The organism is Cryobacterium sp. RTC2.1 (assembly GCF_035018685.1).
In the GTDB taxonomy this organism is placed as follows: domain Bacteria; phylum Actinomycetota; class Actinomycetes; order Actinomycetales; family Microbacteriaceae; genus Cryobacterium; species Cryobacterium glucosi.
Window position 1 is genome coordinate 1 of record NZ_JASJXJ010000131.1, and the last position, 11,542, is coordinate 11,542.

Annotated in this window: 6 protein-coding genes; 5 read left to right on the plus strand and 1 reads right to left on the minus strand. The window is 69.9% G+C overall.

Annotated elements, in window-relative coordinates; all coding sequences use genetic code 11:
- From QN357_RS14565 to QN357_RS14580, 4 genes are all read left to right on the plus strand, one after another.
- The coding region (locus tag QN357_RS14565; protein WP_323505101.1) for a hypothetical protein at positions 1 to 4,397 on the plus strand (4,397 nt) is incomplete at its 5' end.
- Positions 4,398 to 4,525: 128 nt separating this feature from the next.
- The gene (locus QN357_RS14570; RefSeq protein WP_322136565.1) at positions 4,526 to 5,071 is read left to right on the plus strand and encodes a hypothetical protein; all 546 of its coding nucleotides are present in this window, start codon (positions 4,526 to 4,528) and stop codon (positions 5,069 to 5,071) included.
- Positions 5,072 to 5,335: 264 nt separating this feature from the next.
- A complete protein-coding gene (locus tag QN357_RS14575) occupies positions 5,336 to 6,742 on the plus strand; it encodes a PQQ-dependent sugar dehydrogenase (protein WP_322189280.1) in 1,407 nt (468 codons plus the stop codon).
- Positions 6,742 to 7,236 carry a SprT-like domain-containing protein gene (locus QN357_RS14580; RefSeq protein WP_322136567.1) on the plus strand — a complete coding sequence of 165 codons (495 nt, stop codon included), beginning with the start codon at positions 6,742 to 6,744 and terminating at the stop codon, positions 7,234 to 7,236. Before QN357_RS14575 ends, QN357_RS14580 begins: the two co-directional genes overlap by 1 nt.
- An 85-nt stretch (positions 7,237 to 7,321) precedes the next feature.
- Here the strand turns inward: QN357_RS14580 and QN357_RS14585 are convergent, their stop codons facing one another.
- A complete protein-coding gene (locus tag QN357_RS14585) occupies positions 7,322 to 9,337 on the minus strand; it encodes a glycosyltransferase family 2 protein (protein ID WP_416172970.1) in 2,016 nt (671 codons plus the stop codon).
- Between the two features lie 511 nt (positions 9,338 to 9,848).
- On the opposite strand from QN357_RS14585, the gene QN357_RS14590 reads away from it, so the two are divergent.
- Positions 9,849 to 11,444: a glycosyl hydrolase family 18 protein gene (locus QN357_RS14590; RefSeq protein WP_322136568.1), complete on the plus strand. Its 1,596-nt coding sequence runs from the start codon at positions 9,849 to 9,851 to the stop codon at positions 11,442 to 11,444.
- Positions 11,445 to 11,542 lie beyond the last annotated feature (98 nt).

An 11,542-nucleotide genomic window follows, 5' to 3' on the forward strand; every position in this document is an offset into this window, starting at 1 on the left:
GTTCGGTGCCGACCGGCGGCATCCGCATCCTGGATGCCTCCGGCGGCATCCTCGCCACGGGCAACCTGGCAGACGGCTCGGTCACCCTGCGGCTGTCCGCACCCGGTGCGCACCCCGTGCTCCGCGCCGAGTACACCGGCGACGGCCTCTATGCCACGCGCACCGACGTGGTGCCGGTCTCCGCGCTACGGAACTACACCCCTGTCATCACCGTCGGCGCCCCCGCCTCGGCGCCGCTCGGCACCGCCTTCCCGGTGACGGTCGACCTCAGCGGCGTTCCGCTCGACCTCGTGACCCAGGTGAACCTCACGGCGACGGCCCCGGATGCGACGGTCAGCGACCTCGGCACGATCACCCTCGACACGGCAGGCCACGGCACCGCGGCCCCCACCCTGCTCGTCGCCGGGGCCCACGGCATCCGTGCGGTGGTCACCTTCACCGCGGCGAGCGAACTGGCGCCTGCCGCTTCGGACCCTGCCGTCACGACCGTGCAGCCGGTTCCCGTCCCCCAGCTCACGGTCTCCCGGACCGACCCCGGCGCAGCGCTCGTCGCCGGCGCGTCCGTCGAGCTGACCATCACGGCCGCCTGGCTCTCCTTCTCGTCGACGGGACTCGCCGCCGGCACACGAGCGGATCTCCTGGACGCCACCGGCACGGTCATCGGCACCACGCAACTGTTCGGGTCCCCTGAGGGACTGAGCGGAACGGTGACCGTCGCCAACCTCCGCGGAGGCACTCTGGCCGTGCATGCGAGCGTCGAGTACGGGCCGTTGCGGGCCTCCACGTCGAGCCCGGTCCTCGACCTCGCGGTCAGCGCGCCCACGACCGACCTGTCCCTGGCCGTTCAGCCGGTCACGGTCGGCGACAGCCTCACGGTCACGGTCACGGCCGAGCCGAGCGGCACCCTGACGGGGTCCTCCCGTTCGGTGCCGGCCACGGTCACCGTGCTGGGCACCGACTACCCCCTGAGCCTGATCCGCAGCGGCGCCACCGGGTTCTTCCGCGGCACGGTCGCGGTCCCCACCCTGCACGCAGGGTCCCTCGCCCTGTCCGCGTCCACACCGGGTGACGGTGTCGACACGAGCGCCGCGACCGCGGACCTGACGGGCACCGTGGACAAACGCGCCACGAGCGTCGCGGTGGTCGTCCCGGACGGGGCTCGCGCGGGCGACGCCCTCCCGGTCTCCGCCCGGGTGCTGCAGGCCGGCTCCCAGACCAGCCCCGCGCCCACCGGCACGATCATCCTCACCGGTTCGAACGACACCCTCTGCGCCGCAGACGGGACCGGCGCATGCACCCTGCCCGGGGCATCCGTGCGGATGGGCGAGAACACCCTGTACGCGCACTACGACGGCGACGCCGACAACGAAGCGTCGCACAGCGTGACGCAATTCACCGCGTCAGCCCGGGGCACGGACCTCGCGGTGACGTTCTCCCCGACCCCCGACGAGTGGGTATACGGCGAGCCGATCACCGCCAGCTGGACCACTACGACGACCGGTGCCGCCGCCGTCGGCCGGGTGTACTTCGACCTCCCCGGCGTCGGATGCAACGGGCCCGCGCTCGCGGGCAGCTGCACGCTCACCCCGGTGACGACCGCCCAGTCGGCACCCGTCAGCACCGAGTACACAGTCACCTTCATCTCGCGAGACGACGCCCCCGGCGCCGTCGTGAGCGGAACGGCCGACGCCAGGCTGTGCGTATACCCGATCGTCTTCGGAACCATCGACTACAGCAACTCCGTGCGCTGCGGTGACGACAAGCTCGGCGTCGTCACCGGCAGCCTGCTGCGCGCCACGGCATACGCACATCCCGACTACGCCGTCGACAGCTGGACGATCGACGGCTCGATGCGTCTTTCGCAGGGACGATCCTTCCTGTTCGTCGTGACCGGATTCATCCGCGTCGGCTACACCGAGCACTACGCGCCGACCTGCTTCACCCTGAAGCTGACCCCCACGGTGGACTGGGGCCTGCTCGACCCCTACGCGCAGGGCTGGGCGCGCGCGAATACCCGGCCGAACTGCGCCAGTCCGTACGGGTCCACCGCGCAGGAGCTGGCCGACCAGAAGACCGGCTTCTCCCGCTATGCAGCGGGCACCATCGTGGACCTGACGCTCGTTCCCGCCAACCTCTCCGAAGAACACACCCAATCCGAATTGGAGCTCGACACCCTCACCGGAGCGACCCTCACCGGCCCGTACTCCGCCCAGGTGGCGATGACCGCCGATCGCGCGGTCGCCGCCACGTTCCGCGTCAAGGCCTGCACGGTGGTCGACCTCCCCGTTACCGAGGGCGGCAGCGTCGCGGTGACAGCCGCCGATCGGCCGTCCACCAGCTGGGGCCTGAAGCCCTCGTCCGGAGCCTGCACCGTCGGCGGCGAGGCCGGATACGTTCCGGGAACGAAGATCACCGTCGTGGCCACCGCGAAGCCCACCGCCGCGTTCGGTTCATGGCTCGGCGGCTCGTCGCGCGACAACACCGCGACGACGCTGCTGGCGGCTCCGACCGGAAAGCTGCTCACGAGCGCTGCCACCACCGCCACGACACAACTCACCGTGCCGTGGGAGGACAGGTTCCAGGTCGGAGCCCAGTTCAGCATGGTCAAGTGCGTGACGGTCACCGTCGTCTCGAAAGCGATCCGCGACTACTTCGCCGCGCGCACGGGCGAGCCCGCCGGTGCCACGTGGGCGAAGGACGGACCCCTCACGCAGTGCGGCGACGTCGCATCCACGACCACGACCAGCAACAGCGCACTCGGCGGCTACCACGTGGTCACCACCACAGACTCGATGGTTGCAACGGGACGCCTGTCCCTGACCACGACCCAGCCGGAGTACGGCATCATGGGCTGGCGGGGCTACACCGGCAACACCGCATCGGTGCGCTGGAGCAGCAGCACCGAACAGGGTGTCGTCTGGAACGGCAACCCGGGGACGTCCGGGGGAACGACGATCGACCTCGCCCGGGTGAACAGCGCCATCACGCTGACCGCCGGCTGGTACAACGCGAGCTGCAAGCCACCCATCGTGAGCCTCCCGCAGGGCGGCTCCTACATGATCGCTCCCCTGTCAGCCGACGAGAGTTATTGCGAACGCGCCGGCGAACTGCCCCGGGGCCAGGCCGGCTACCTGCTGCCTGCCGCCATCGCCGGGTCCCCCAATCTCGTGCCGATCACGAGCATGGTCAACGCCTCGGGCCTGGACGAAATGGCGGAGTTCGGCACCTCCCAGGGCTTCTTCGAAGGTCGCGCCAAGGTCTACGGCGGCGGCAGCTATCGCCTCGAGTACTGCGCACCGATCGGGCTGAACGTTCGGGTCATCGACGATTCGGGCCAGGCATCCGCCCTCGACCCGGAGACCGCCAAGAAGATCGTCGTCGACGACGGCGGATGCCCGCCTCTCTATTCGCGCCCCGGCCGCACCGTGACCACCGCCGTGACCGTTGCCGGGCAGTACACCTACTCGGTGGGGGGAAGCACCGACGGCACCGGCCCGACACGCGTGGTGGATGCCCAGGGCAACGTCTCCGGCCCGAACACCCTCGACCTGACGATCATCTGCTACACGATCTCCGGGAAGGACCTGTCGGCGACCACGCCCGGCAACTGCCCGGGAGGGGCCGGCAACCGGTACACGCGCGGCACCACGGTGCAGCTGCAGGCCGAGGACATCGAAGGCAACCGCTTCGACGGCTGGGACTACGCCGACGCGTCGAGGGACCAGACCGCGTGGGTGATCATGGACAGGGACCGCTACGTCGAGGCCAAGATTCACCGCTACAGCACCCGCGAGAAGGTCGGCAACTGGTTCAGTTCGATCAGCCAACGCATGCTCGCCGCCGTGATCACCGTCGCGACGGGGGTGTCCCTCGCCCAGTTGATGGTCGCCAAGGTCGCCGCCGTCGGGCTGAAACTCGCGGCAGCCGGCCTCAGGGCCGCGGGAGCCGGTGGTGCGGTCGCCGACGCGATCGACAAGGCCGGAACGGTCATCCAGGCACAGGTCGACCTCGCGATGCTCGCGACGAAGTGCCTCAACGACTGGGCGAACGGCAAGGGCGAGATCCTCACCCTGCCGTCCTCGAACAGCGCGACACCCACGCTGGGCGCCGGCGCGGGGCTCGGCCCGAACGCGACGGCCGAGGACATCTTCAACGCCGCCAAGGCCGACCTCCAGACCCGGATCGCCGCGAAAACGGGGTACAGCGGCGCGGTGCCGATCGGGGCGGTGACGAGTGACGTGGGAACGTTCATGAATGTCGTCGGATCGTTCGGCGAGAACCTCAGCATGTACGGCTCGGACGCAAAGACGAACTGGAGCAGCTACGAGGCGTCGATGAAGGCGTGCATGGCCGAGGGAGTCGACTCCTACGTCAAGGACACGTACACGGGGTACTAGCGGGGTGCGGCGAGCGGACCGGGGCCGGGCCGGAAAGTTCGCCGGCACACCCCCGTACGGGTGTCGCCGCGGCATGGTCGGGATATCCTGTTAGGGAACCCGATCGTCCGCGGCACACCCGGCCGCCCTTGCCTCTGGACTACACCCTGCCCATCATCATTGGTTACGACGCCGTCACCCTCCGTGAAAAAGTCGACCTGCTCGCCGCCGGGCAGCGCCTCGACGAACTCGGCGAGTTGCGCAGCCTGTCCGCGCTCAACGAGAAGATCGCGCTGCTGCGCCTGATCGGACGCCTCGACGAGGCCTTCGACATGGCCAACGCCGCCCTGCGCCAGGCCCGGTTCACCGGATCCCGGGAGGAACTCGCGGCCAGCCGCATCCGCCGGGCCCAGGTGATGCAGTTCCAGGGCAAGCTCGATGAGGCCGCGAGCGAGCTCACCCACTGCGTTCTCGAGGCCGAGACGCACGAGTGGAGCGCGGTTGCGGCGTTCGCGCGGGAGAACCGCGGGAAGGTCCTGTTCGAGCAGGGCGACCTCGAGGGGGCCCTCACCGACCTCACCGCCGCCGTGTTCCTGCGGGAGAAGGCCGGGGCATCCGTCGAGCAGCTCGAAGGGTCTCTCGTCGCCGTCGCGGTCGTCGAGTCCATCATCGCCGAGCGGGGCCAGGGCCGCTAACCCCCCTGGCGCGTGCTCGCGCCCGCGTCGGTTTCCGCAAGCCGCGCCCGCGATGTGGGAGCGGGCTGCGCAAACAGTCGCGACGGCAGTCGCGGGAACGGACCACGCGGAGGACGCTGCGGCAACCCGGTGGTCGATGTCGGTGGACGGGGGCATTCTGGGGGAACGGGCGTAGCCGGTTCCCCCACTGTTCCGGATGCGCGGGCACACGGTAGGGCAGGCCCCGCGGCAGCGGGCCGGTGCAGGAGGAGTCGGGAGGTCGCAGTGGACGAGTGGATGCCGCCGCACGAGCCGGCACAGGGATGCGCACTCCCGCCGACGCAGCCGCGTGGAGTGCGGCATGCCCGGCGTTCGGCGCACCATGCCGGCCGGGTGGTCCGGCACCTGGCCGTGCTCGCAGTGGTCACGCTGATCGCCCCGGTACTGGTGGCGTGCACCTCCGACGCGCTAGGAACGCCCGCGGCGGCATCCGCATCGTCGGGGCCGTCGCCCGCGACGCCATCCCCGGGTTCGACCGGTGTGCCGAGTCCTGACCACGGGGCGCAACCGGGCGACCCGAACGCCGGACCCGGCCAGGGCCCCGGTGAGGGCGTGGGGCCGGTCGAGCCGGTCGGTGACCCCGTCGTCCTCGCCTCGGGCCTCGAGGTGCCGTGGTCGATCCTTCGCCTGCCCGGCGGCGGCACCCTGATCAGTGAACGGGGCACCGCACGCGTGCGCGAGCTGCTGTCCGGCGGACTCCGCGATGCCGGCACGGTTCCCGGTGTCGTCGCGCGCGGCGAGGGCGGGCTGCTCGGCCTCGCCTACCTCGCCGACTCGGCCGCGGCCGTCGGGGCCCCCAGCGCGGGACCCGGGGGCTGGGTGTACGCGTATTTCACCGGCACCACCTCCAACCAGATCGTGCGGATGCCGCTCACCGGCACCCTCGGAAGCCTCACGCTCGGGAGCTCCGAACCGGTGCTCTCGGGGATCCCGCGGGCAGGCAATCACGATGGCGGGCGCATCCGCTTCGGGCCGGACGGAATGCTCTATGCGACGACCGGCGACGCCGGGAACACCGCCGCCGCGCAGGACCTCGGGTCGCTCGGTGGGAAGATTCTCCGGATGACGCCGACCGGCGCCGTGCCGCCGGACAATCCGTTCGGGACGCTCGTCTACTCATATGGGCACCGGAATCCGCAGGGCATCGCCTGGGATTCGCGCGGCCGGCTGTGGGCGAGCGAGTTCGGGCAGTCGACGTGGGACGAACTCAACCTGATCACGCCGGGAGCCGACTATGGCTGGCCGGACGCCGAAGGCATCGCGCACGACCCGCGGTACACCGACCCGGTCGTGCAGTGGCGCACGTCCGAGGCCAGTCCGAGCGGGCTCGCGATCATCGGGGACACTCTGTTCCTCGCGGCGCTGCGGGGCGAACGACTCTGGCGGGTCGACTCCTCAACAGGCGCGGCGAGCGCGTGGTTTGTCAACACCTACGGCCGGCTGCGTGACGTGGTGCCCGGCCCGGATGGCACACTGTGGTTTGTGACGAACAACACGGACGGCCGCGGCATCCGAGCCGACGGCGACGACAAGCTCTACTCGGTTCGAGTGGAGCAGACCACGCCCCTGGCGCGTGGCATTCGGGTGGCGCAGCGAGCGAATGAGCCCGCCCGATTTGCGGCGGCGCCCTGATGGCGGACCTCACCCGCGTGCGGCGCTGGGCCGAAGCGCTCATCGACCTGCACCTCGACGCCGGCTGGACCTTCGCGTTCGACAACGCCAAGAAACGCGCCGGGCTGTGCAACTTCACGGCGAAACGCATCACGATCTCGCGTTACCTCGCCTCTCGGTACGAGGACGACGACGTGCACCAGATCCTGCTGCACGAGGTCGGGCACGCGCTCGCCGGCCCGCGCGCCGGCCACGGCCCGAAGTGGAGGTCCATCGCCCGCGACCTGGGCTACGACGGCAAGCGCACGCACGACGGCGAGATCGCCAACGAGCTCGCCCCGTGGGTGGGCGTCTGCCCGGCCGGCCATATCCACTACCGGTACCGGAGGCCGACGCGCGCCCTCGCCTGCGGGCTGTGCGGGCGCGGCTTCAACAGTGACCACCTCGTCACCTGGACGAGCCGGGAGATCACTGCGGCGGCTCGGCGGCGCGCCGCGGCGTCGGCCGGACTCTAGGGCGGGCCGGGAGACCGGCCACCGGCCGGGCGTGACAGAAGCGGGCGTGACCGGAGCAGGCGCTTGCCCGACGGGCGGTGGATGCCTAGCGCACGCCGATCCGGTGACGTCGGTCCCTGGAGGTGCGGCTGTCCCGGTTGAGCCGCCGGTCCCCGTGGTAGAGGATGCCCTGCCAGTCGACCGGCGCGCCCGGGTCGATCCGGGACCCCGCTGGCTGCTTCGGCTTCTTCACATCGACGTAGAGGAAGTTGAGCAGGCCCAGCCAGACGTCGACGACCGAGTTCCACAGGCCGATGTACATCAGTATCGCCGCACCGGTCGCCACCGCGTTGAACGCCGCGAAGATGGCATTTCCGACGTTCTGTTGGTTGATGTCCCGGTACAGGGTCAGTAGCGAGAACGCCACGATCAGGTAGGGAACGATCACGTAGAGCGCGGGCGCGGCCGTGCGGTTCAGCACCTTCGGGGTGCGCACGAACGGGATCTTCTCGGCCGACAACATCTGCTGGAAAGACTTGAGCACGCCGGCGAGGTTGACCGGGAGCAGCACGAGGTTGAAGCCGTAGATGCGGAACACGTCGCTGAAGCGATGGCCGGCCTCGCGCAGGTCGCTGCCCATCGCGAGGAAGTACGGCAGGGCCGCGAGGAAGACGAAGGGGCTGAGCAGCCGGCTGTCGTAGGGGAATGCCAGCAGGAACACGAGCCCGAAACTCGACCAGGCGATCGAGGCCATGTAGTTAGTACGGAGGAAGACCTCGCTCCAGCGAACCCGCTCGCGGCGGAATCGACGCTCCCTGAGCTGGTCCCAGAACTTCGGCAGGATGAGCAGGCCGCCGTTGGCCCAGCGGCGGCGCTGCACGATGAGCGAACCGAAGTCCGGCGGCGTGGCGCTGTAGCTCAGGCGTTCGGGGTAGTTGACGAGGGTCCAGCCGTGGCTGCCGAGGTCGATGCTCGACTCGGTGTCCTCGATCACGGTGCGGTCCTGGATGTAGGTGCGGATCTCGAACCCGCCGACCTCCTCCACTTCGACGATGTCCTCGATGGCCTTCTTGCGGATGACGGCGTTCGCGCCGACCCAGAACGTCGCGTTGTAGTAGGTCATGCCCTGGTGCAGCATGTGCTGCAGGTCGGTCGACGCGCCCGCCACCCGCTCGATGCGGGTCGGGGCCCCGTGGAATGAGGAGTACGGCGTCTGCGTGACGGCGACCCGGGCGTTCTCCGGCTCCTCGAGCAGGTAGACGAGACGCACGCAGTAGTCCCGCAGCAGCAGGGAGTCCGCGTCGAGGGTGAGCAGGTAGGTCGTGTCCGGCACGGTGAAGTCGCCGACGGTCTCGCCGACGGCGGCACGCAGCACGGTGCCTTCTGCCGTGTGGTCCGTCACCCAAGACGTGCCCATCAGTCCGATGTACGAGTTGAGGTTCATCGCCTTGTTCGCCTCGTGCGAGAGGGAGGCGTATTTCTTGCGTTCGAAGTAGTCGAGCCGGGTGGTGAAGATCCGCGCCAGGCGCAATGACAGCGTCACGATCTGGTCCGCGTCGGGGAAGTCGGCGCCCTCGGCCGCCGCCTCGAGTGCGAGCAGGCTGAGGCGCAGCTCCCTGGCCAGGCCCATGATGACCTGGTCGACGAAGAACTCGTCGACATGGTCGTGGACCTCCTCCTGCCCGGCCATCTCCTCGAGCCAGTCCGCGGCGGCGGCGTAGTCGGACGCGAGGTCACGGACATCCGCCGCCGTCACCTGCGGGTCGTCCAGGAACCGGTCGAGCCTGCGTTCAACGCTGCGCTGGAACCGTCCGGCGGGCACCGCGAGCAGTTCGCCGATCTCCCCGGCGAGCGCCCGGGTCGCTTCGAGCACGCGGAGGGTCTCCGGGTCGGTCGGGTACGGTGCGTCGTCGAGGAGCAGGACGATCCGCAGCTCGGGGAATTCCTGCAGCGCCGCGGACCACAGCGTGGCGCGGACGACGTGCGTCTCCTCGGCGTACGAGGGCACCAGCACGGTGATCCCCTGCCGGTAGTTGCCGAAATGCCGGTCGAGTTCGCCGCGCGGCACCCGGACATGGCTCTGATAGCGATACATCGAACCGAGTCGCGCGACGAGATACATCAGTGCCGAGAAGGTCAGGAACGTGACCACGACCGCATACCCGATCGCCTCCATGGTGAATGTGAAGTCCGGGCGCGGGGTGTCGACGAACAGGCGCACGATGGTCGTGAGCAGGTAGTAAGCCCAGAAGACGACCGTCGCGATGATGGCGACGCGCGCCCAGAGGATCGCACGTGTGCTGGGCCGCGGGTGCACGATCGACAGTGGTTCGCTGCGCCGCTCCGATCCCCATTGCCGGCGACGCGCCCGCTGGGTCTCGGTCGCTTCCCCAGCGGATGCCGCTGGTGCCGACGTTTCCGCCCCCGCCGCACCGGGGCATCCCGCTGCGTTGTTGATTCCGGTGTCGCCACGTGCCTGTTTCCTATCCTGAGACGAGCAGGAACCGCAGAATGATCCGGTTCGTCCCCGCGCGCGCACCCGGTTCAACGACCTCGGGGTCACGGTCCCCACAGTCTAGGCGCGGAGAGTGCTCCCGATCACTGCAATAATCCACGTGAGGACTTGGAGTCAGATGTCCACACGTTTTCCCGGTCGCCGGCTGTCGGTCGTGCGACTGATCGGTGTCTTCGTCGTCGCCGGCTGCCTGGTCTTCGCCGGGTTCCAGGGCTGGAACCAGATCGCGGACGCCGCATCCGTGAGCGCCAAGCCGTGGATGGCCGGTTACGTCGACGTCACGGCCACGCCGAGCCTCGCCTTCGAGAATCCCGCCTCCGCCGCCGGCGACAACGTCGTGCTCTCCTTCATCGTCGCCGACCCAACGGACGCCTGCACTCCGACCTGGGGCACCTTCTACACGATGGCCGCAGCCGAGAGCGATCTCGACCTCGACCGGCGCGTGGCGCGGCGCACCCAGCAGGGCGGCGACGTGATCGTGTCGTTCGGCGGGGCGATCAACCAGGAGCTGTCCGTCGCCTGCACCGACCCCGCAGCGCTCCAGGCCGCGTATGCCTCGGTGATCGAGCGCTACAAGCCGAGCACCATCGATCTGGACCTCGAGGGCGCGAACCTCACTGACGTGGATGTCGGGGCGCGCCGCGGTGTGGCGCTCGCCGCCCTGCAGAAGGCCGCTGCGGCATCCGCTGCCCCGCTCGCGATCTGGCTCACCCTGCCGACGACCCCGGACGGCCTCACCGAGGACGGGACGAACGCGGTCACCCAGTTGCTGACGGCCGGCGTCAACCTCAGCGGCGTGAACCTAATGACCATGGACTTCGGCTCCTCCCGCGCCGCCGGGCAGTCGATGGCGGATGCCGCGACAAGCGCCCTGCAGGCCGCCCACGGCCAGCTGTCCACGCTCTACCGCCGGGTGGGCCAGCCGCTCGGGTCGAAGACGCTCTGGAACAAGCTCGGCGCGACCGCGATGATCGGGCAGAACGACGTGCCCGGCGAGATCTTCACCCTCGCCGACGCCGTGGCGCTCAACAGCTTCGCGCTCGCGAACGGCGTCGGCCGCATGTCGATGTGGTCGCTCAACCGCGATGCGAGCTGCGGGGCGAACTATCCTGACGTGAAGCAGGTCTCCGACTCGTGCAGCGGCGTCGAGCAGGGTTCCGTGCTGTTCGCGGACGTTCTCGGTGCTTCGTTCACGGGAAGCGCGGCCGCGAGCGCCGGCGACAGTTCGACCGCGCAAGCGACCGGCGTCGCGACGGAGAACCCCGCCGCCACGGACGATCCCGCGACGAGCCCGTACCGGATCTGGTCGGTCACGATCGCGTACCCGAAGGGCACCCGGGTCGTCTGGCACCACAACGTCTACGCGGCGAAATACTGGACCCAGGGCGACCTGCCGGACAACCCGGTGCTGCAGGCGTCCGAGACGCCGTGGCGGCTGATCGGGCCGGTGCTCGCCGGCGAGACGCCGGTGCCGACGCTGACGCTCCCGGCGGGCAGCTTCCCGGAGTGGTCCGGCACGACGATCTACACCAAGGGCCAGCGGGTGCTCTTCGACACCGGCGCCTTCGAGGCGAAGTGGTGGACCCAGGGCGACAGCCCGGATGCCGCTGCCGAGAATCCGGACGCCTCCCCGTGGGTGGCGCTCACCGACGCCCAGCTGCGGGTGCTGCTCGGCCTGCCTGCGATCCCGGCGGACACCGACAGCATCGGGTAGCCGGGGCGCCTGCGCGCCCGCGAACCCTACGGAATGTCAGCCGGAGAGGCCCATCGCCTCGGACAGGAGGCCGACGATGCTGAAGAAGCCGGCGCCCG

What these genes read in the sequence shown, in the direction of transcription:
- QN357_RS14580 (WP_322136567.1), top strand. Translation starts at nt 6,742, where the DNA reads ATGGCGGACCTCACCCGCGTGCGGCGCTGGGCCGAAGCGCTCATCGAC.
- QN357_RS14590 (WP_322136568.1), top strand. Translation starts at nt 9,849, where the DNA reads ATGTCCACACGTTTTCCCGGTCGCCGGCTGTCGGTCGTGCGACTGATC.
- QN357_RS14585 (WP_416172970.1), bottom strand. Translation starts at nt 9,337, where the DNA reads ATGTATCTCGTCGCGCGACTCGGTTCGATGTATCGCTATCAGAGCCAT.